Below are 21,447 nucleotides of genomic sequence, written 5' to 3' on the forward strand. Positions count from 1 at the left end.
TTTAACGTAGTTTAGCTCCTGCTGGGGCTGTCGCTCCAATTAGACGCTGTACTTCATCTGGTTTAGAAGTTTTAGATATTGCTGCTTCAAAAGAAATAGTTCCAGCTTTGTATAAATCAGCTAAGACTTTTTCTAGAGTTTGCATTCCCAATTTACCACCAGTCTGAATAGCCGAGTAAATTTGTGCTGTTTTCCCCTCTCGAATCAAGTTAGAAATAGCGGGGGTAATAATCATAATTTCTTGAGCCATTACCCGACCATATTCAGTTGGTTTGGGATTTTTCTTAGCTACTAAAGTTTGACTAAAAACTGCTACTAACGAGTTAGATAACTGCACCCGCACCTGAGTTTGTCTTTCTGAGGGAAAAACGTCAATAATTCGGTCAACGGTTTGTGCAGCAGAACTTGTATGTAGTGTACCAAATACCAAGTGACCTGTTTCTGCGGCGGAAATTGCCAAAGCAATTGTTTCTAAATCCCGCATTTCCCCTACCAAAATAATATCAGGATCTTCCCGTAAAGCTGCTTTTAAAGCATTAGCAAAACTTTTCGTATCTTCCCCTAATTGGCGTTGGTGAACTAAACTTTTTATTGGTTCATAAACAAATTCAACAGGATCTTCAACTGTTAAAATATGTTCTGCCCTAGTGCGGTTAATTAAGTCAATCATTGCCGCTAAGGTAGTAGTTTTCCCAGAACCTGTAGGCCCTGTGACGAGAATTAATCCTCTAGGTTTTTCCGTCATTTCCCGAACTATATCTGGCAAACCTAATTTTTCAAAATTAGGAATTTTAGAACTTAATGCTCGTAAACAAGCAGCATAAGCACCACGTTCTTTATAGACATTCACCCGGAAACGAGCTAATCCTTTCACACCATAAGAACAATCTAATTCCCATGTTTGCTCCAAGGTTTTGCGTTGAGTGTTATTGAGCATACTGAAAATTAGCCTTTGACACTCATCAGCAGTCAATATGTTTTCACCAATAGGTGTTAGATGTCCACTAATCCGGAAATAGGGAGGCAACCCAGCGGATAGGTGCAAGTCCGAACCACCCATATTGATCAGTTGCTCCATCAAGTCTTCAATCATCATTTCCATAGTCTCTTTTCGCTCCAATTAATTAACAATAAAAAAACTTAAACATTTCAATTGAAAATCTACGGCTAATCTGTAAAGCGAGGTGTCATACAGTAAGGACAATCTAACCATTCTGGTTGTAATTCTCCACTGCAACTTAGACAAGTCAGACCACTTTTGCGTTTAGCTTTTAATTCAGCCTCTAAACCGTTGTCTGTAAATGTTACCCGTTCTACTTCCTCTAGAGTAGTTGCACCTTGGCGAACTAGGTCTAAACTGTATGCCAGCAAGGTTTTCATCCCCTCTTCAACAGCTACCTCTTTAATCCTTTCTGTAGGTGCTTCCTTATTGATCAGGGTTTGCAGATCTTCAGTAATTCGCATTACTTCATAAACACCACAACGCCCCTTGTAGCCAATACCACCACATTTTTGACAGAGATTTTTCTGGGAGGCTATTTCTTCCGGTGGGATAATATTGGCTTTGTAGAAAGTCACCTGAGCCTCTTGGGAAGCTATTAGACCATAGCGAGCTAGTTCTTCAATGGTGGGAGTATAGGCAATCCGACATTCAGAACACACACGACGAACTAGACGTTGTGCTAAAACCCCAATTAAAGAACTGGAAATCATGAAAGGTTCAATACCCATTTCTCCTAAGCGAGCGATCGCTCCAGGCGCATCATTAGTGTGTAAGGTAGTCAATACCAAGTGACCTGTTAATGCGGCTTCAATCGCCGTTTTAGCTGTTTCCTTATCCCGTGTTTCCCCCACCAACAACACATCTGGATCTTGACGTAAAAAAGCTCGCAATGCCGTTGAAAAATCTAACCCTTTTTCCCGAATTACCTGTACTTGGGTAATCCCCGGTAAACTGTACTCAATCGGATCTTCTACCGTACTGATATTAATCCCCGGATCATTCTTTTCTGATAGAGCCGAATACAAGGAAGTCGTTTTCCCCGAACCAGTTGGTCCTGTCACGAGAATTAACCCGAATGGCTTGCTAACCATATCCTTGACAATATTCAAGGTTTCTGGGTCAGTAATTAACTTATCCAAACCCAATTGAGTAGAAGAGTTATCTAAAATCCGCAGAACAACCTTTTCTCCATAGCGACTAGGTAAAGTATTTACCCGGAAATCTACCTTGCGTCCTGCGAATAAACGGCGAATCCGGCCATCTTGAGGTAAACGTCTCTCAGCAATGTCCAGGTTAGAAATAATTTTAAATCGGGCTGTTACCGCTGGGATAATTTTTTTCGGCATATTTTCAAATGCCTCACGTAATACCCCATCTTTACGGAAACGAATCCGGAGATACTCTTCCTGGGGTTCAATATGAATATCCGAAACACCTTCAGTTAAAGCTTTCAATAAAATCCGGTTGACAAGTTTAATGATTGGTGCATCATCAGCGCCCTTCATGGCCTGATCTAAATCAACATCATTATCACTACTTTCCTCTATGTCCAGATTATCTAAATTGTGTAAATCTCCCTTCACATCATAATTTTTTTCCTGATCTAATATCTTTTGGCGGGCAGCTTCTTCATTTAAGTATTGATTAATGATGTTCTGGTAATCCTTCTGAGTAATTACCCTACGCTGCAAAGACAAATTTTTAGGACGCAAAATCCGGTTGAGATCATCAGAAGCGTCTAAATTATCTGGATCAACCATTGCCACCACAACATAAGTTGGGTTTTCGTTATTATCCGTTGACAATGGTAATAACTGATGCCGACGACAGATTTCAATAGGAATAAACTGTTTGATTAACAGCCCTACACTTGTGGTATCAATTTCCTTGATTTCAGGATCAAGATACTCAACACCATATAAAATTTTGAGTTCAAATAAATGTTGTTTTTTGTATGCTGTTACCAACTCAGGTGATAATTGTCGCCCAGTAATTGACTCTAATACCTCTGTCAGTGGTTTGCCTGACTTGCGGCTGTCAATCACAGCTTGTCTCATCTGTTCATTATTGACATAACCAGATGTTACTAACTTATTACCGAAAGGCGAAAACTCAGTTCTTGTAGTTAGCGCAGTGCTGCGTCCTTGTGATGACGAGTAATTCATAAGCAATTGGGTTAGGGTAGGGAAACCTCTTCTTTAAGTATTCCCATACTGTGGTAGATAATTCTCATTGATACTGTATTAAATTCAAGTTAACAACCTTTCTATGTAATAATTTTTATAATGAGGCAACAGTCTAGAATTTTCTGGGATTTTTCATCGCAGAAGGGAATAGGGAGCAGGGAACAGTTTTTCTGATTTTCTGTTCCCTGTTCCCTCTTTAATAATTGGTCACAATACTTATTCCATCATTGGTCACAATAGAATCTCAGTGGTAACATTTCCTGCCCAAATATCGGCAATTAAATTTCTGCTGTTAAAAGCATTGGGGATGAGTGGATAATAGTAAACGAAATTGACACTCTCACTGGCTTTAGCCGCTGAGATTCTTGGTTCAACGAGTCCACTTAACTTAGAACCCTTGCGGTATCTAAGCCAGAGGTGGTTCTCTCCCCAAGCGTTAACTTTCCCTCTGCCCGAAGGTAGTTGCATTACTGCAAATTTTGCTTGAGTTTAAATTCTGTGTTGTCTAGCTCCCATGAAGATTTTACCTATTCGGAGGGTAGTCACTAAAACTATGGAATAGAACCCTATATCCTCAATTGTCAAGGACCAGAAAAGCCGTTAGGCAGTTAGGTTTTTATACAGGTTGATTACCATTCCTGTTGTGAATAGTATAACATCATCAAATACAAAGGCGATAAACCTTTGCTAATTTTTCTTAACTTATGTTATAGTATGCGAATGGCATACATACCACTCAGAAAAGCGGTCGAATTTCTGGGATTGCACCCCAATACGTTGAGGAGATATGCAGATGAAGGGAAAATCAAAAGCATCAAAAACCCCGCAGGACAAAGACTGTATGATGTCGAATCATACGTCAACGGTAGCTCAGAACAAGCTACCATTATTTGTTACTGCCGAGTTAGCTCCTCAAAACAGCGAGATGACCTTGACAGACAAATCGCTTATATGCAATCCCTCTACCCAGAAGCTGAAATCATCAAAGACATCGGCTCAGGAATCAACTTCAAAAGAAAAGGATTGCAATCCTTACTGGACAAGCTTCTGCGGGGAGATAAGTTCACACTTGTTGTTGCCTGTCGTGACAGACTCGCAAGATTTGGGTTTGAACTTATACAGTACATGGTCGAACAAAACGGTGGACAAATCGTGGTTCTCGACGCAACTGTACACTGCCCAAATACTGAACTCACCCAGGATTTACTCTCAATCCTTCACGTCTTTTCATGCAGAATGCACGGACTCAGAAAATACTCTAAAAAAATCAAGGAAGATTTATCTAAGTCTGACACCTGCACAGAAAGCGATAATTAAGCAATGGTTTGGTGTTTCTAGATTTGTTTACAATAAAACTATCAAGTTATTGCAAGATGGAGAAATCAAGGCTAATTGGCAAGCTATAAAGACAGGTATTCTTAATGATTTACCTGACTGGTGCAAAAGTGTTCCTTATCAAATTAAATCAATAGCAATTAAGGATGCTTGCAAAGCAGTTAGCAATGCCAAAAAGAAATACAAAAATGGCGGAGGAATAAGTCGATGTAGATTTAGATCCAGAAAATATCCAGTTCAATCCTGTTATATTCCCAAATCGGCAGTGCTGGAAAAAGGAATTTTTTACACCATATTAGGCGAAACATCCTATAAGGAATCTTTGCCCAAAGGATGTGGAGACTGCCGATTAGTTCTCTCTCATGGTGATTACTACTTAACAGTTCCCGAAGAAAAACCGCGACTCGATGCCGAAAACCAAGGACGAGTCGTGGCTTTAGATCCAGGTATCAGAACATTTTTAACATTCTTCTCCGAGGATTCTTTTGGTTGGTTGGGAGATACTGCTAACATCAAAATTCAAAAACTTTGCTTTAAACTAGATAAGTTAGTTAGCAAAATATCTCAAGCTAAATGCAAACAAAAAAGAAGACTTAAATTAGCCGCAACTAAATTGAGAGGAAAGATCAAGAATCTTGGATCTGAATTACACAAAAAGACTACCAAGTTCTTAGTTGATAATTTCGATGTAATTCTTTTACCAACTTTTGAAACATCTCAGATGTCAAAGAAAGGAAAAAGAAGGATTAGATCCAAATCAGTCCGGCAAATGCTAACGCTATCGCACTATCAATTCAAACAATTTATTAAACACAAAGCATTTGAATACAGAAAAATAGTGCTGGACGTGAATGAAGCCTATACTTCAAAGACTGTTAGTTGGACTGGCGAAATAGTTAAGAATCTTGGTGGTTCTAAAACCATAAAATCTCCATCCACAAATAATGTCATGGATAGAGATTTGAATGGTGCGCGGGGAATTTTTCTCCGTGCATTGGTTGATACGCCTTGGTTGAGAGAAAACCTCAACTTATGTATTTGTTAACTTTTGTTAGCAAAAAAGTATCGGTATATAGGACTAATATTTGATTTTTGATAGCTTGCGTGGCATAGCCATACTGTCCGTAGGGGGCGTTAGTGTCAGCGTAACGCACCGTTGATTGAGCATAAGGTGCGTTACGGCTATGCCTAACACACCCTACGAATACTTAGAGTTTTCAAAATTCGACTACTATTGCTATAGCCAGCAGTCGCTGAAGTCTCCGTCAAACAAACCATCCCTCTCAGCACTAAAGTGACTGAGTTTCCCACTTACCACATATTCTTATGAAAAGTGACTCCCCGTCCGAAATGAACTCCAACGAATCTAGCAGCGAGGTAAATGAGCAAGTAGCAAACCAAACAAACGAACAGGGAGATAGTATACTCACTGAAGAAAATGGTAACGCTACAGCAAATCCTATCGAACTAGATATCTCTGTCTTATCAGAGTTAAGTCAACAAATTGAAACTCTCAAAAGTCAATTAGAAGACCGCAGCACTCAATATATGCGAATTGCCGCAGATTTTGAGAATTACCGCAAACGAACTGCCAAGGAAAAAGAAGAAATTGACTTACAGGTGAAGCGAAACACAATTACAGAATTGCTGCCTATAGTTGATAATTTTGAAAGAGCGCGAGCGCACCTCAAACCCCAAGGTGAGGGCGAAATGACAATTCATAAGAGTTATCAAGGGGTTTATAAACAATTGGTGGATTGTCTAAAAAGGTTAGGTGTAGCACCCATGCGTCCTGAAGGTCAAGAATTTGACCCGAATTTGCATGAAGCAGTCATGCGAGAACCCACAGATGAATATCCTGAAGGAACAGTTTTAGAAGAGTTAGTGCGCGGCTATTATTTTGGCGAGCGTGTACTCCGCCATGCCATGGTGAAAGTAGCTGCTCCCAGAGAAGATATATCTTTGGACTCAGAAGATTTGTCTAGTCAAGATAACAGTTAAGCTACACAGCATAGGGCTGTTGATACTTGCTTCAAGTTTCACAGCCTTACGCTCATATCATCCGGCTAGGATCATAAACAATGAATGACGATTTAACACTAATGTGGTGTAAAATCGCTTACAATGTGTTTCACACAAATTTTACTATAAATTTATATTTATAGCCCCTAGCCAAAACACAACTGTTAAAAATACTTTAAGTATGGGAAAAGTTATCGGAATCGACTTAGGTACTACAAATAGTTGTGTAGCTGTTTTGGAAGCTGGGCAACCAAAAGTAATTGCTAACTCCGAAGGTGGACGCACTACTCCTAGTATTGTCGCCTTTGGTAAAACTAATGATCGCCTAATCGGACAACTGGCAAAGCGACAAAGTGTAACTAATGCCGAAAATACAGTCTATAGTATTAAAAGATTTATAGGTCGTCGGTGGGAAGATACAGAATTAGAGCGCGGTCGTGTCTCCTATAATTGCATCAAAGGTAAAGATGATACCGTTGATGTGCAAATTCGTGGGCAGAACTACACACCTCAAGAAATTTCGGCTATGGTCTTGCAAAAACTTAAGCAAGATGCGGAAAATTATCTAGGTGCTACGGTAACGAAAGCCGTAATTACCGTACCAGCATATTTTACAGATGCTCAAAGACAAGCCACAAAAGATGCGGGGACTATTGCTGGCTTAGAAGTATTAAGAATTATCAACGAACCCACCGCCGCCGCTCTAGCTTTTGGTTTAGACAAACAAGATCAAGAGCAGTTAATCTTAGTATTTGACTTGGGTGGAGGCACATTTGATGTCTCTATTCTTCAACTTGGAGATGGAGTTTTTGAAGTTAAAGCCACCTGTGGTAATAATCATCTAGGCGGAGACGACTTTGATAATGCCATTGTTTACTGGATGGTAGAACAATTTCAGGTAACAGAGAAAATAGATATTACCCAAGACAAAATGGCGCTGCAACGTCTGCGGGAAGCAGCGGAAAAAGCCAAGGTTGAACTATCTAGCATGATTATTACCTCCATTAACCTACCATTTATCACTGCTGATGCCACAGGCCCCAAGCATCTAGAAATGGAACTCAGTCGTTCTCAATTTGAAGAACTGACAGAGAGTTTAATTGAGGGAACTATTGCACCCATGATGCAAGCTCTCAAAGATGCAGAAATCAAACCGCAAAATATAGATCGGATTATTTTAGTAGGTGGTTCTACCCGCATTCCCGCTGTTCAAAACGCCCTAATCAAATTTTTCAATGGCAAAACTCCAGATCATTCCGTTAACCCTGATGAAGCTGTAGCATTAGGTGCAGCTATCCAAGCGGGGGTTTTGGCTGGGGAATTAGATACCTTATTACTATTAGATGTCACACCTTTATCTTTAGGAATTGAAACACTAGGAGAAGTATTCACCAAAATTATTGACCGGAATACGACCATTCCCACTAGCAAAGCTCAAATATTTTCTACAGCCGTTGATGGTCAAACCTCCGTGGAAATTCATGTCCTCCAAGGAGAACGAGCTATGTCCAAAGATAACAAAAGTCTGGGCAAGTTTCTCCTAAGTGGTTTGCTTCCTGCACCTCGCGGTGTTCCCCAAATTGAAGTGGCTTTTGAAATTGATGTAAATGGCATTCTCAAAGTTGCCGCTCAAGACAAAGGTACAGCTAGAGAACAAAGCATCCGGATTACAAGTACAGGTGGTTTGAGCAACACCGAAATTGAAAGAATGCGAAAACAAGCTGAGGTCTTCTCCGAAGAAGATCAAAGACGTAAAGAACTGGTAGAACTTAAAAACCAAGCTAATAATCTCTTGTTTACTTATGCTGCGACATTACGGGATTATCCCAATTTGCTTAGTGAGCAATTGACAGTCTCGGCTAATCAGGAAGTTGAACAACTGCAAATGGCAATCGGCAATCCGAATATGTCCCCAGCAAAGTTCAAAACACTTTTAGAGGATTTCCAACAAACTATCTTTGCTCTTGGTGCAGATGTTTACAAACAGGCTAATGATGACAATGTAAAATCGGAAGATTTAACGGAAATAAATGTTACCGAAGAATATGATCATCCTGTAAATGCCACACAAGTACCACAATTTAACATTGACTTGGATGAAGAAAATAACTCACAAGCTGATTATGAGACGATAGAGTGACATACTCCTACACTGATGCAAGCATACAGTGTAGGCTTCTCAGTGACTCTTCTATGAAGACATTAACTGAGCTTTGTTTTAAGTCCACGAGAAGCCCCTCCGCAGACTATGCAATTTCTTACCTTGTACCCTACAAATTTTACTGTCCTGGATGAGATGCTGGCTTATTCGCGCTATAGGACAAACCCGGAGGTTATTTGTATTAATCAAGATGTGCCTACTTGCTTCTATGCTGTGCAAGGTCGTCGCTTACCAATAATCGCAATGCTATTGGACAGAGGCTTATCAGACACCAATAGGGGTGAAGTCAACCAAATCTATTATACCAAATTTAAAATATTTTGCTCATTTCCTCCATGTCTTCCTTCCTCTCTACGAGACGCTACCGCGAACGCCTACGGCATTGGTCGGAAAACTGTCGTCAACTCACAAGCCTACGGCACGCTACACAATTCATCTCAACACCTCCCGATAGGGAGGTGTGAGGCTTCTTGCTGTTTCAGCTAACGAACTGTACACAGTCCCCTACCTTTGGGGTAAGATACTTCTACTGATTAACTAAATTTCTGTATTCTTGTTAAAGTGTTACCTTAAATCTATTAGTTACTATTTTCGGTACTTCTGCTTCCTTCTAACTCTTAACATTGCTATATGGCCCGAGACTATTATGAAACCCTGGGTGTCTCTCGTGACGCCGACAAAGAAGAGATTAAACAGGCTTATCGCCGCCTAGCCCGCAAGTATCACCCAGATGTGAATAAAGAATCTGGGGCAGAGGAGCGATTTAAGGAAATTAACCGCGCCTATGAAGTGCTATCAGAGCCAGAGGTTCGCGCTCGTTATGACCGCTTTGGTGAAGCTGGTGTCTCCGGGGCTGCGGCTGCTGGCGCTGGTGCTGGTTTCCAAGATATGAGTGACATGAGTGGTTTTGCCGATATCTTTGAAAGCATTTTTAGCGGCTTTGCCGGTGCTCCAGGTGGACAACCTCAACAAAGACGGCGGGCTGGACCAGTGCGGGGCGATGATCTCCGGCTAGACCTGAAATTAGATTTTCGGGAAGCGGTATTTGGTGGAGAAAAGGAAATTCGCATTTCCCATTTAGAAACCTGTGAAGTTTGTACTGGTTCTGGTGCTAAATCAGGAACTCGTCCCCGGACTTGTAGCACTTGTAGCGGTTCAGGTCAAGTCAGACGGGTAACAAGAACTCCATTTGGTAGCTTTACCCAAGTTTCTACTTGTCCCACCTGTGATGGCACAGGAACGGTTGTAGAAGATAAATGTGACGCTTGTGATGGGAAGGGCGCAAATCAGGTGACAAAGAAACTGAAAATTAATGTTCCCGCTGGTGTAGACAATGGCACCAGGTTACGGATTTCCCAAGAAGGAGATGCGGGTCAACGGAATGGTCCTCCAGGCGATTTATATGTCTACTTGTTTGTTAATGAAGATGAAGAATTTCATCGAGAGGGAATTAATGTTAACTCGGAAATTAAAATTAGCTACCTACAAGCCATTTTAGGTTGCCGTTTAGAAGTAAATACGGTAGATGGTCCAGTGGAGTTAATTATTCCCTCAGGAACTCAACCGCATACGGTGATGAAATTGGAAAATCGTGGTGTTCCTCGTCTGGGCAATCCTGTGAGTCGTGGTGATCATATGTTGACGGTGTTAATTGATATTCCTACCAAAATCATCCCAGAGGAGCGAGAATTGCTAGAAAAACTAGCTAAGATCAAGGGAGACAGAACAGGTAAAGGTGGTTTAGAAGGATTTTTAGGAGGCTTGTTTAAGTCATGAGTGGGTCTTCTGTGTTAACCCCTGATGCTCAACTCGATTTACGTGGTACTCCTTGCCCAATTAATTTTGTGCGGACAAAATTGTATTTGGAAAAAATGCCACCTGGAGGTTTGTTGGAAGTCTGGTTAGATCCAGGTGAACCGATAGAACAAGTTCCAGATAGTCTCACAATGACTGGTTATCAAGTCGAACAAATTACAGATTGTTCTGGCTACTTTTCCCTGGTTATTCGCCGTCCGGTTACTGCACAATGACAGGGAAAAGTGTCTCTACTAAACAATTATTGGGTACGGTGTTAGCTGTACAAGCGAATTTTTATCGAGTCCAGATGGATGAGGTGGAAAGGAGTCAGGAGGTAGGGGCGCAGGGCCTGCGCCCATTCAGGAGTCAGGAGTCGGAAGAAATAATAGAAACTTCTTCTTCATCTTCTTTACTGTCATCTGCTACCTGTAACCTGTCACCTATCCTCCTGTGTACTCGAAGGACACGCCTAAAAAAGATTGGTCAACAGGTGATGGTAGGCGATCGCGTGATCATTGAAGAGCCGGATTGGGCTGATGGACGGGGGGCTGTTAGTGAAGTTTTACCGCGTCATAGTCAATTAAATCGCCCAGCGATCGCTAATGTCAATCAGATTCTCCTAGTTTTTGCCGTTGCAGACCCTCCTTTAGAGCCTATTCAATTGAGTAGATTTTTAATTAAGGCTGAGTCTACAGGAGTTGATGTGCTGTTATGTTTGAATAAATGTGATTTAGTTTCTTCAGACGAAAAACAGCAAATAAGCGATCGCCTCCTGGCTTGGGGCTATCAACCTTTATTTATTAGCGTGCAAAATAACATTAATATTGACCAAATAGCCACATATTTGCGGGATAAAATTACTGTAATTGCTGGTCCTTCTGGTGTGGGGAAATCAAGCTTGATTAATAGTTTGATTCCCGATATTAACCTGCGAGTGGGGGAAGTTTCCGGTAAATTAGCCCGTGGTCGTCATACCACCCGTCATGTAGAATTATTTGAAATGTCTGAAGGTGGTTTATTAGCAGATACTCCCGGTTTTAATCAACCGGATTTGGATTGTAGTCCCGAAGAGTTAATTCACTATTTCCCAGAAGCAAGAGAACGCCTAGCAGCGGCTCATTGTCGCTTTAGTGATTGTATCCATAAAGATGAGCCAGACTGTGCTGTTAGTGGTGACTGGGAACGATATCAGCATTATTTAGAATTTTTGGCTGATGCGATCGCTCAACAAACCCATCTTAACCAACAAGCTGACCCGGAATCAAGTATGAAATTAATATCTAAAGGTAAAGGTCAGAGTCAATACGAACCTAAACTAGAAAGTAAAAAATATCGCCGAATTTCTCGAAAAACCCAATTACAAGATTTACAGGAGTTATATCGAGAAAGTGAGGATTGATACTAGATAAATTTCAGATCCCCGACTTCTTGAAGAAGTCGGGGATCTTGGGATCTTGAATGAACCGAATTTCCTAACATTCAAAATCCCACCCCTTCTTCCATCCTGTAAATCCTTAAATCCTGGAAATCCTGATTCAGACAAAATAAAAAATCTGTGCTACACTGAATCCAGACATCAAAACCAGCTTTTTGTAGAAAAATACTTTTCCGCCTAACGGCGATGGGTTAAGAAGGGAAAAGAAAAAAAGAGAAGAGGGCAAAAGAGCAAGAGTGTAAAGGGCTACTAAGTCCTCGCCGCACCACTACATACAACCCGAAAACCAATATCGCGGGCGTAGGCGAGGTTGAAGGAGTAGCGAAAAGCAGAACGGCAATAGCCAGGAATGTAGTTCCACGAACCACCGCGCAGTATTTTACGCCTCACACCTAGGCTTGTCAAAGCACTGCCATCTGTAGGCGCGTTTATATAATCATTTCTATAGTCATCTTGACACCATTCCCAGACATTACCGTGCATATCGTACAAACCAAAAGAGTTAGGGGGAAAAGTTCCTACATCTGTGGTCTGCTGACGATTCTGCCCTTTCGGTACAGAAGCGTAAGTATAATTACCATTATAATTTACCAAATCTGGAGTAATACTTTCACCAAAATAAAATGGTGTGGTAGTTCCGGCTCTACAAGCATACTCCCATTCAGCCTCGCTGGGTAATCTGTAGTTTTTTCCTGTTTTTTGACTTAATTTTTCACAGAAAGCAACTGCATCATTCCAACTAACTCTTTGAACTGGGCGGTTATCGCCTTTGAAGTTGGAAGGGTTAGTTCCTATGATAGCTTGATACTGTGCCTGTGTCAATTCATATTTTCCCATGTAGAAACTGGGAACTGTAACTTGGTGTTGGGGACTTTCACTTGAGGATCTATTTTCTTCGCTTGTCGGTGAACCCATGATAAATGTTCCCCCTGGTATTTCCACCATGTCCAACGTCACACCATTTCCTAAGTCTTCTGTAAAGTATTTCGCGCTTTCCTTGCGTTGGTTGGTGATATTTCCCCGTGCGTCTGTGGTGACAACTTCAAAACTAAAGGTTTTAAGGTTATTGGAAGGTATTGGTGGTTGGGGTTTTGGTGGTTGAGGTTTTGGTGATTGTAAAGCTTTTTCTATTGCTGCTATTCTTTGCAAAATCACCTGAGTATTTTGAGGACGATCTTTATATAAACGCTGCATCATATCATCTAATAAATCTGCCAACATAGATGATATTTGTGGTGCATGATTCCGCCAATTTAATGTTTCATTATAGGAATCATACATGATTGGGTCAAGTGGTTCTTTACCCGTGAGTAAATAAACAAATGTCCGTCCTAAAGCAAAAAAATCAGATTGAGGTACAGCATTATGATTAATTTGTTCCGAGGGTGTGTAACCTGCGGAAATTATTCCTGTGACACCACCTTGTTGTTTAAATACTGTAGATGTTACCTTCCTCACAGTACCAAAATCAATTAATACCAATTCGGCACTTTCAGACCGCAACATAATATTAGATGGTTTAATATCTCGATGAAAAAGGTCTTTATTATGTACTTGTTCTAAAATAATGATTAAATCTTTTAGCCATTCTATAGCTGTAGTTTGGTTAATCGGACGCAAACCACGTTTTCGCATATATTTTTCTAAATCTTCTCCCACAACTTTTTCCATTACCAAACAATGAATTGGATTTTGGCTATTGTAGGGATAATATTCAAAATAAGCGTCTGATTCTACTTGAGGAATACCGGAATGATGGAGTTGACTTAAAACATCAGCTTCTTGTTTAAATAATTCTACGGCTTTAGGGTTGTTATTAATCAAGACTTTGAGAACTTTAGCCTGATTGGTTCTGACTTCGTTAATCTCATAAGTCACACCAAAGCCACCCCGTCCTAACTGACATTGTACCCGATAACGTTGTTGTAGCAAGACTTCTGAGCCACAGGCTTGACAAAAAAGGATATTATCGGGATTTTGTGGCTTTGGGCAGTTAGAATTGATGCACAGGCTCATAATCTTGGTAGTTAGCACGTTTATTTGATATTTTACCTTAATTTACTGAAAATCAGTATTTTAGGACTTATGCACTGTAGAAATTAATCATTTTATGTATTGAGGAAAAAAGGCTATTTCAGACTTTGATTGATGATTATATTGATCATGAACAGACAAATATGGGAAGCTTGCAAATACGCCAGGGAATGAATTCCCTGTCTCATAGCTCAAGTCCGTTAAAACGGACTAAGAAATTTCACAAGTAAGTAATGAGACAAAATTAATTACACAAATATCTGGGCTGAAATCCTTAACTGGCAAAGGATTGGTAAATAAATAATATGTAATTAATTCTGTCTAGGTACTTATTTAGTCATCTTGAGATGACTTTAGCTATGAGCAAGGAACTTGAGTTCCTTGCGGGATAGGGTTTTTGCCTAATCGAAACATCAATCAAGGATTTGAGGTTTTGCCTGTGTAGACGCGGTTTCTAACCGCCCGTTTAACTTCCGCGAAGCGGTGCTAGACCAAAATATTTTTCTATTAAGTATTAGCCGAGGATTCATGACCAATGATCCATATAGTCTTAAAATATTCTTAATTTCCCCACACAGACTTTTTTGTCTGTAACCTCCAAATACCACACAGAAAAATATTATGGCTCTAGGCTACGTCGCGCTTGTACTTCACGCACACCTGCCCTTCGTTCGTCACCCTGGAAGTGACTATGTGCTGGAAGAAGAATGGCTGTATGAAGCAATTACAGAAACTTACATTCCTTTATTAAAAGTATTTGAAGGCTTAAAGCGAGACGGCATTGATTTTAAACTAACAATGAGTATGACTCCGCCTTTGGTGTCCATGCTCCGCGACCCGCTGCTGCAAGAACGCTATGATGCTCATCTATCACAGTTAGAAGAGCTTATAGAACTAGAAGCCAACCGAAATGTCCATAATGGTCATGTTCGTTATTTAGCAGAACACTATGCAACTGAGTTTAATGAAGCGCGGGAATTATGGGAACGTTATCAGGGTGATTTAGTTACAGCATTTAAACAATTCCAAGATAGTAATAACTTAGAAATTATTACCTGTGGTGCTACTCACGGCTACCTACCATTAATGAAAATGTATCCCCAAGCTGTGTGGGCGCAAATTCAGGTAGCTTGTGAACATTACGAAGAAACCTTTGGTCAAGCCCCCAGAGGAATTTGGTTGCCAGAATGTGCTTATTATGAAGGTGTGGAGCGAATGCTGGCGGATGCTGGTCTACGTTATTTCCTCACCGATGGACATGGTATTTTATACGCCCGTCCTCGTCCTCGCTTCGGTAGCTATGCCCCGATTTTTACAGAACCCGGTGTAGCAGCTTTTGGTCGAGATCATGAATCTTCCCAGCAAGTATGGTCTTCTGAGGTAGGTTATCCTGGTGCAGCAGAATATCGGGAATTTTATAAAGATTTGGGTTGGGAAGCTGAATATGAATATATTAAGCCCTATATTATGCCTAATGGGCAGCGAAAAAATACAGGTATTAAGTATCATAAAATTACTGGGCGGGGCTTAGGTCTTGCTGATAAAGCCCTGTATGATCCTTATTGGGCAAGGGAAAAAGCCGCAGAACACGCTGCTAACTTCATGTATAATCGGGAGCAACAAGCTGGGCATTTACACAATATCATGGGTCGTCCACCAATTATTGTTTCCCCTTATGATGCAGAATTATTTGGTCATTGGTGGTATGAGGGTCCTTGGTTCATTGATTATCTGTTCCGTAAATCATGGTATGACCAAAAAACTTATGAAATGACCCATTTAGCTGATTATTTACGGGATAATCCTAGTCAGCAAGTATGTCGTCCGGCTCAGTCGAGTTGGGGCTTTAAGGGTTTCCATGAATATTGGTTGAATGATACTAATGCTTGGGTTTACCCACATTTGCACAAAGCTGCGGAACGAATGATTGAAATTTCTCAAATCGAAGCTGAAGATGAATTACAGGAAAAAGCACTCAACCAAGCTGCGAGAGAATTGTTATTAGCACAATCTTCTGACTGGGCGTTTATTATGCGGACAGGAACAATGGTTCCCTATGCGGTAAGAAGAACCAGATCCCACTTAATGCGGTTTAATAAACTGTATGAAGATGTCAAAGTTGGTAAAGTTGATAGTGGTTGGTTGGAAAAAGTCGAATCAATGGATAATATTTTCCCCAATATTAACTATCGTGTTTATCGTCCAGCATTTTAAATAGGGAACAGAGTTAAAAATCTAGAAAAAGCAAAACCCCCAGGATTGTGACTGGGGGTTATTTCTATGCACATCTTGTCAAATTGCCACTGAATACTATCTGGATATATTACGGCTATTGTAAGCATCTACGGCGTAAGCGGGTATGCGTTGAGCATAGTCCATATCTACGCCAGTAATAGATTTAGCTAAAGTTTCAAAGTTCTCAGAAGCCCAGTTGCGTTCGTGAATGGGCTTACTTTGTTCACCCATGAAGTAAGCTAGAGAACCGATAACGGCAACTGCTACCCAACCAACAACTAATAGAGAAATTAAAATAGTCATTTGAGAACCTCGTTTTTTACTTTTTGTAACCTTATGTAAATAAATATAACAGATTGTTAACAAAACTTGCAAATTATTTTTTGGTGTGTATGTACTCAAATAGGTGAGGTATTCCCGACAGTAACAATTTTGTAACAAAACGCACTAATACAAGAAATGGTGAGAAAATACTATACCTAACCTATTTTTTTGCCAGTCTTAAATATGCGGATGAAAACACTTTTAATTGCATCTTCTTTATTAGTAACTAGTCTAGTTGTATCTGATAGTGCAATTGCTCAAACTCGCGGAACTCCAGGTAAATTTGATTTTTACGTTCTTACCCTTTCCTGGTCTCCTGACTATTGCGCGAAAAATGGTCAGCGTGACCAACAGCAATGTAATTCAGGTAAAAAACTGGGTTTTGTTTTACATGGTTTATGGCCACAATATCAAAAAGGCTATCCTGCTAGTTGTTCAACGGAGAAATTAACTCCAGCAGTAAAGCAGAAATTTCCAGGTTTGTATCCCAGTGATAAGCTTTATAATCATGAATGGCAAAAACATGGAACTTGTGCGGGAACAACTCCTCAAGGATATCTAGCATTAAGTAAAAATCTAAAAGATTCTGTTGCTATTCCCCCGGCTTATAATCGTCCTCCCAAACCCTTTCGGACTACAATTCAAGGGTTAAAAAGTACATTTATCAGTGCTAATAGTGAATTTACTGCTAATGGCATAGCACCTTATTGTTCTGATTCTGGTAAATTCTTAAAAGAAGTATTTTTTTGCTATGCTAAGGATGGGAAAGCTGGTACTTGTAGCGAAGAGATTTTGAAACGTTCTCGCAAAAGTTGTGGACAAGCAGATTTTTTAGTGAGAAATGTTCGGTAGGGGCGGGGTTTCCCAGCCCTCTCAATCGCCCTCAATTGTATTGCATCCGAACGATAACCGCTATAATCATTGAGTCATTTCATTTAAAGCAGTATTAATGAGTTCTTCACTAACTCCATGACGTTTTAAATTTTCAATAAAAGTAGAAATTCCTTGATTACGACTTTCTAAATAATATAAAATTGCTGCAATGGGGGATGGAGGATCAATAGGATAATTTTTTTGTTCATAAACTTCTACTAAAGTTGTTAAAACATCTAATTTTTCATATTCTAGTGTATTTGGTTCGGCATCAAAAATTTGTTCTATTTCTTTTAGTGCCTGTTGATAATCTCTTTCAGTTTTGATTGGTTTCAAATTCATAAAATCAAACCTCCTTAAACAATTTTAGCATCTATTTTGTCATATTCTTGATGAGTCCCAATAAAGCGAATAAAAACAATACCAATCTCATAACGAATATGGATAATTAAACGATAATTATTTCCTTTAATATTAAAAACTACACGATTATTGGCAATAATACTAGCGTTAGCATAAACTTCTTTAATATCTGATGGACTTTGCCAATTCGCACGGGAAGCATCATCAAACCAAGCTTTTAAAGGCTGTTCTGTATCAGGATATTTTTGCCAATATTCTCTTAGGGTACTCCGAGCAATAATTCTCATTGTAATAATTTTTATCTAAAGGATATTTTTTGAAAAAATAGAAACTATTATAGGGTTTGCTGATAGCGTAGCGTGGCGTAGCGTGGCGTAAGCCATAAAAGTTGTCCGTGAGGGTAGGGAACAGGGAACGGGGAACAGGGAACAGAAAAGAGGTTTTGGGAAACTTTACTTTTCGTTACATATTTCGGTTTTTTCCGTTCACCTACTTAATTCAGATTCAACAATCAGCTAAAGCTCGTCTACTTAGTTTCCATCCAATTATCCCCCGCATGAATATCAACTACTAAAGGCACAGATAAAGAAACAGCATTTTCCATTACAGATTTAATTTGTGGTTGCAATTCTTCCCACTCTTGAGGAGGAATTTCAAATACTAATTCATCATGCACTTGCAACAATAACCGCGCTTCATATTTCTTTAAAACTTCATGCAATTGTACCATTGCTATCTTAATGATATCTGCACTAGAACCTTGAATTGGTGCATTAGCAGCAGAACGTAGTAACCCGGCATCATAAGCGCCTAAATTCTTTAATTTCTGCAAATTAATATCTTCTATATTACTACCTTTTAACTGACGTAAACTATTACTCGTAAACTCAAAATAGCGTCGTCTACCCAAAATTGTTTCTACATAACCTTGAGAAATAGCTTGTTTTTTCACATCCTCCAAATATTTAAATAATTGGGGATATCGTTGATTAAATCGCTTAATAAACTCATTGGCATTAGCTTTATCTATACCTGTTGAATGTGCAAACTTGAGAGAACCCATTCCATAAATTACTCCAAAGTTAATCGTCTTGGCAAAACGTCGTTCTTCTGACGTTACTTCTGTTTTTTCAAAGACTAATTTTGCTGTGACAGTGTGAATATCTTCATTTTGCTGGTATGCTTTTATTAAAATTGGTTCTTGACTCAAATGCGCTAAAATCCTTAACTCAATTTGTGAGTAATCAGCAGCTACCATTAACCAACCTGATTCCGGTAAAAACGCTTTTCTAATTTGTCGGCTAAAAGCAGTCCGAATGGGAATATTTTGTAAATTTGGGTGAGAAGAAGACAACCTACCAGTAGAAGTTGCAGCTTGATTAAAATCAGTATGTAATCTTTGACTTTTAGGATGTACCAAAGCTGGTAAAGCATCTACATAGGTAGATTTTAATTTTGATAAAGTCCGATTTTCAATAATCGCTGCCACAAATCCAGTATTATCAACTTCTTGAAGTTTTTCTAAAGTTGCTGCGTCTGTAGAATAACCAGTTTGAATCTTGCGAGAATATTTCGTACTTAAACCTAATTTATCAAAGAGAATCTGACTTAATTGTTTAGGAGAACCTAAATTAAATTTTTCTCCAGCAATTTCTGTAGCTGTTATTTCTAACTTCGCTAATTCTGTTCCTAACTGTTGTGAAAGTTCTTTGAGATAAGCTGAATTAATCCGAACTCCTGTATATTCAAGTTCTGCTAAAACTTCTTCTAATGGTTGTTCTACTTCATTCAATAGTTTATATAAAATTGGAGTTTCTGCTAACTTTTCCTTTAGTTTTCCTACTAATGCAAATGTGCCATAAACATCCATTCCGCAATAATCAGCAACAGCAAGAATACTAACATCAGCGATAGTTTTACCTTTGGGAACTAAATCTCCATAACTTTTTGCAGTTAATCCCAAATATCGCAAAGATAAATCAGTTAAATTATGACTACTATCTGGATTAATCAAATAACTGGCTAACATGGTATCAAATACCACTCCAGCTAAATTAATGCCTTGACACCGCAGAATTAACCGATCAAATTTAGCATTTTGTAAGGATTTAGGATAATCAGCACTTTCCAAAATTGGCCGCAGTGCTTCTAATACTAAATCTCGATTTAAATTATTGCCGTTTGTATGTCCAATGGGAATATAAGCAAGTTCGTCTGGTTCTGTTCCCCAACAGCAACCAATTCCTACTAAATTTGCATCTCTGGGTTCTAATGCAGTAGTTTCTGTATCCCAACTAACGGGATTTTCTGAATTTGTGAATTGTTTTAAAAGTTCTACTAATTCTGTTAATTTAGCTTCTGTATTAATAATGCGTGGTTGAATCGGTAAAGCATTTTGTTTTATTTCTTGTGCTGTGTCTTCTGCACTAAAAAACCATAAATCATCATTTGCTTCTTCGATGATTTCCGATACTTGAGGTGGGACAACTTCTCCACCAAATTTTTGCTGAATTTCGTTAATTTTATCTAAAAATCTTTTAAATTCTAATTTCTCTAAAATCGGAATCAACAGGTTATTATCAAAACCTTTTAATTGACAATCTTCTAAATCAATTTCTAGGGGAACATCACAAACTATCTTAGCTAAATAGCGAGATTTTTCCGCGTCTTCTTTACCAGTAATTAGTTTTTGCTGGGTTGCACCTTTAATATTATCTAAATCCGCATAAATTTCATCCAGAGAATTATAAGTATTTAATAGTTGTGCTGCTGTTTTTTCACCAATTCCTTTGACTCCGGGAATATTATCTGATTTGTCACCACAAAGGGCTTTAAAATCAACAACTTGTGTGGGTAATACTCCTAATTTTTCTTTTACCTGTTCTGCTTGAAATTCAGCAATACTATTTGTAGAACGTTTTAATGCTTCTGGAGTAAAATTTAAAACTGTAATTTCTTTATCAGCATCAATTAGTTGAAATAAGTCTCTATCCCCGGAAAGAATCTTTACTTGATACCCAGATGCTGCGGCTTTTTGTGCTAATGTTCCCAATATATCATCTGCTTCATAACCAGGTGCAGTGAGTATGGGCAAATTCAAGCTCTGCAATAACTCATAGAGATTTTCTATGTCGGGAATAAAGTCTTCTGGTGTTTCTGCACGTCCCGCTTTGTAAGTATCATCAGCTTCATGACGGAAAGTGGGTGAAGCTAAATCAAAAGCTACTGCTACTGCTTGTGGCTGTTCTGAAGCTATTACTTCTAACAAACATTTAATAAAACCAAAACAAACACTGGTAGGAATACCAGCTTTTGTCCGAAGTCCACCATCTCTACCTTTAGCAAAAGCGAAGTAGGAACGGAAAGCTAAAGAATGTCCATCAACAAGGATGAATATAGGCTTGTTTATAACTGAAGAATTAAAAGTCAACTGCTTAACCGAATCATAGAACTATTCTATTTTAATTTTTTTTATAGCATTATGCACCAAGATTAAAGTCAGTAACCCAGCCCTAAAGGGACTGAGCTTCCCGCATACCGCGAGGTCTTGTGAAATTAATCACAGAAAAGGTGGTCGAGGTTTTTACTTCTTGACACCAATGGTCATAATTGAGAACTGCTAACCCGTGAATAATACTACTTTGATACAGCGATCGCTAACTTAGAAGCTAAGTATCGC

General features: G+C 39.3%; 17 protein-coding genes. 9 read left to right on the top strand and 8 right to left on the bottom strand.

Annotated features, from left to right (window positions below):
- Position 1: 1 nt before the first annotated feature.
- The 3 genes from EZY12_03815 to EZY12_03825 all read right to left on the bottom strand — a co-directional run bounded on the left by EZY12_03815 (position 2) and on the right by EZY12_03825 (position 3,657).
- Complete coding sequence (locus EZY12_03815) at positions 2-1,102, bottom strand: type IV pilus twitching motility protein PilT (GenBank protein ID QSX68826.1); 1,101 nt, start codon at positions 1,100-1,102, stop codon at positions 2-4.
- A 65-nt stretch (positions 1,103-1,167) separates the two neighbouring features.
- Complete coding sequence (locus tag EZY12_03820; GenBank protein ID QSX68827.1) at positions 1,168-3,168, bottom strand: type II/IV secretion system protein; 2,001 nt, start codon at positions 3,166-3,168, stop codon at positions 1,168-1,170.
- Between the two features lie 252 nt (positions 3,169-3,420).
- A complete protein-coding gene (locus EZY12_03825) occupies positions 3,421-3,657 on the bottom strand; it encodes a hypothetical protein (GenBank protein ID QSX68828.1) in 237 nt (78 codons plus the stop codon).
- Positions 3,658-3,909: 252 nt separating this feature from the next.
- On the opposite strand from EZY12_03825, the gene EZY12_03830 reads away from it, so the two are divergent.
- The 7 genes from EZY12_03830 to rsgA all read left to right on the top strand — a co-directional run bounded on the left by EZY12_03830 (position 3,910) and on the right by rsgA (position 11,903).
- Positions 3,910-4,506, top strand: coding sequence for an IS607 family transposase (locus EZY12_03830; GenBank protein QSX68829.1), 597 nt, complete (start codon positions 3,910-3,912; stop codon positions 4,504-4,506).
- Entirely contained in the window at positions 4,478-5,569 is a 1,092-nt protein-coding gene (locus EZY12_03835; protein QSX70501.1) for a transposase, read from the top strand. The genes EZY12_03830 and EZY12_03835 overlap by 29 nt, the downstream gene beginning before the upstream one ends.
- A gap of 281 nt (positions 5,570-5,850) precedes the next feature.
- Positions 5,851-6,525, top strand: a complete 675-nt coding sequence (gene grpE / locus EZY12_03840; protein ID QSX68830.1) for a nucleotide exchange factor GrpE — start codon at positions 5,851-5,853, stop codon at positions 6,523-6,525.
- A 202-nt stretch (positions 6,526-6,727) separates the two neighbouring features.
- Positions 6,728-8,686 carry a molecular chaperone DnaK gene (gene dnaK, locus EZY12_03845; protein ID QSX68831.1) on the top strand — a complete coding sequence of 653 codons (1,959 nt, stop codon included), beginning with the start codon at positions 6,728-6,730 and terminating at the stop codon, positions 8,684-8,686.
- A gap of 651 nt (positions 8,687-9,337) precedes the next feature.
- The gene (dnaJ, locus tag EZY12_03850) at positions 9,338-10,483 is read left to right on the top strand and encodes a molecular chaperone DnaJ (protein QSX68832.1); all 1,146 of its coding nucleotides are present in this window, start codon (positions 9,338-9,340) and stop codon (positions 10,481-10,483) included.
- Positions 10,480-10,737 carry a sulfurtransferase TusA family protein gene (locus tag EZY12_03855; GenBank protein ID QSX68833.1) on the top strand — a complete coding sequence of 86 codons (258 nt, stop codon included), beginning with the start codon at positions 10,480-10,482 and terminating at the stop codon, positions 10,735-10,737. Before dnaJ ends, EZY12_03855 begins: the two co-directional genes overlap by 4 nt.
- A complete protein-coding gene (rsgA, locus tag EZY12_03860; protein QSX68834.1) occupies positions 10,734-11,903 on the top strand; it encodes a small ribosomal subunit biogenesis GTPase RsgA in 1,170 nt (389 codons plus the stop codon). Before EZY12_03855 ends, rsgA begins: the two co-directional genes overlap by 4 nt.
- Before the next feature lie 285 nt (positions 11,904-12,188).
- On the opposite strand, the gene EZY12_03865 is transcribed toward rsgA, so the two are convergent.
- On the bottom strand, positions 12,189-13,955 hold the full coding sequence (locus tag EZY12_03865) for an SUMF1/EgtB/PvdO family nonheme iron enzyme (GenBank protein ID QSX68835.1): 1,767 nt from the start codon (positions 13,953-13,955) through the stop codon (positions 12,189-12,191).
- A 639-nt stretch (positions 13,956-14,594) separates the two neighbouring features.
- On the opposite strand from EZY12_03865, the gene EZY12_03870 reads away from it, so the two are divergent.
- Positions 14,595-16,187: a glycoside hydrolase family 57 protein gene (locus tag EZY12_03870; protein QSX68836.1), complete on the top strand. Its 1,593-nt coding sequence runs from the start codon at positions 14,595-14,597 to the stop codon at positions 16,185-16,187.
- Between the two features lie 96 nt (positions 16,188-16,283).
- Here EZY12_03870 and EZY12_03875 read toward each other — a convergent pair whose 3' ends face one another.
- Positions 16,284-16,511 carry a hypothetical protein gene (locus tag EZY12_03875; GenBank protein QSX68837.1) on the bottom strand — a complete coding sequence of 76 codons (228 nt, stop codon included), beginning with the start codon at positions 16,509-16,511 and terminating at the stop codon, positions 16,284-16,286.
- Between the two features lie 204 nt (positions 16,512-16,715).
- Here EZY12_03875 and EZY12_03880 point away from each other — a divergent pair, with 204 nt between their 5' ends.
- Positions 16,716-17,384, top strand: a complete 669-nt coding sequence (locus tag EZY12_03880) for a ribonuclease (GenBank protein QSX70502.1) — start codon at positions 16,716-16,718, stop codon at positions 17,382-17,384.
- A gap of 66 nt (positions 17,385-17,450) precedes the next feature.
- Here the strand turns inward: EZY12_03880 and EZY12_03885 are convergent, their stop codons facing one another.
- The 3 genes from EZY12_03885 to polA all read right to left on the bottom strand — a co-directional run bounded on the left by EZY12_03885 (position 17,451) and on the right by polA (position 21,198).
- Positions 17,451-17,747 carry a transcriptional regulator gene (locus EZY12_03885; GenBank protein QSX68838.1) on the bottom strand — a complete coding sequence of 99 codons (297 nt, stop codon included), beginning with the start codon at positions 17,745-17,747 and terminating at the stop codon, positions 17,451-17,453.
- A 14-nt stretch (positions 17,748-17,761) separates the two neighbouring features.
- Entirely contained in the window at positions 17,762-18,055 is a 294-nt protein-coding gene (locus EZY12_03890; protein ID QSX68839.1) for a type II toxin-antitoxin system HigB family toxin, read from the bottom strand.
- Between the two features lie 239 nt (positions 18,056-18,294).
- The gene (gene polA, locus EZY12_03895) at positions 18,295-21,198 is read right to left on the bottom strand and encodes a DNA polymerase I (GenBank protein QSX68840.1); all 2,904 of its coding nucleotides are present in this window, start codon (positions 21,196-21,198) and stop codon (positions 18,295-18,297) included.
- Positions 21,199-21,447 lie beyond the last annotated feature (249 nt).

This window comes from Dolichospermum sp. DET69 (assembly GCA_017355425.1).
Classification (GTDB): Bacteria; Cyanobacteriota; Cyanobacteriia; order Cyanobacteriales; family Nostocaceae; genus Dolichospermum.

Excerpts from the sequence above, each read along its gene's own strand:
- grpE (QSX68830.1), top strand. The coding sequence starts at position 5,851 with ATGAAAAGTGACTCCCCGTCCGAAATGAACTCCAACGAATCTAGCAGC.
- EZY12_03825 (QSX68828.1), bottom strand. The coding sequence starts at position 3,657 with ATGCAACTACCTTCGGGCAGAGGGAAAGTTAACGCTTGGGGAGAGAAC.
- EZY12_03885 (QSX68838.1), bottom strand. The coding sequence starts at position 17,747 with ATGAATTTGAAACCAATCAAAACTGAAAGAGATTATCAACAGGCACTA.
- rsgA (QSX68834.1), top strand. The coding sequence starts at position 10,734 with ATGACAGGGAAAAGTGTCTCTACTAAACAATTATTGGGTACGGTGTTA.
- EZY12_03870 (QSX68836.1), top strand. The coding sequence starts at position 14,595 with ATGGCTCTAGGCTACGTCGCGCTTGTACTTCACGCACACCTGCCCTTC.
- dnaJ (QSX68832.1), top strand. The coding sequence starts at position 9,338 with ATGGCCCGAGACTATTATGAAACCCTGGGTGTCTCTCGTGACGCCGAC.
- EZY12_03855 (QSX68833.1), top strand. The coding sequence starts at position 10,480 with ATGAGTGGGTCTTCTGTGTTAACCCCTGATGCTCAACTCGATTTACGT.
- EZY12_03820 (QSX68827.1), bottom strand. The coding sequence starts at position 3,168 with ATGAATTACTCGTCATCACAAGGACGCAGCACTGCGCTAACTACAAGA.
- EZY12_03880 (QSX70502.1), top strand. The coding sequence starts at position 16,716 with ATGCGGATGAAAACACTTTTAATTGCATCTTCTTTATTAGTAACTAGT.
- EZY12_03830 (QSX68829.1), top strand. The coding sequence starts at position 3,910 with ATGGCATACATACCACTCAGAAAAGCGGTCGAATTTCTGGGATTGCAC.
- EZY12_03815 (QSX68826.1), bottom strand. The coding sequence starts at position 1,102 with ATGGAAATGATGATTGAAGACTTGATGGAGCAACTGATCAATATGGGT.
- EZY12_03865 (QSX68835.1), bottom strand. The coding sequence starts at position 13,955 with ATGAGCCTGTGCATCAATTCTAACTGCCCAAAGCCACAAAATCCCGAT.
- EZY12_03890 (QSX68839.1), bottom strand. The coding sequence starts at position 18,055 with ATGAGAATTATTGCTCGGAGTACCCTAAGAGAATATTGGCAAAAATAT.
- dnaK (QSX68831.1), top strand. The coding sequence starts at position 6,728 with ATGGGAAAAGTTATCGGAATCGACTTAGGTACTACAAATAGTTGTGTA.
- EZY12_03875 (QSX68837.1), bottom strand. The coding sequence starts at position 16,511 with ATGACTATTTTAATTTCTCTATTAGTTGTTGGTTGGGTAGCAGTTGCC.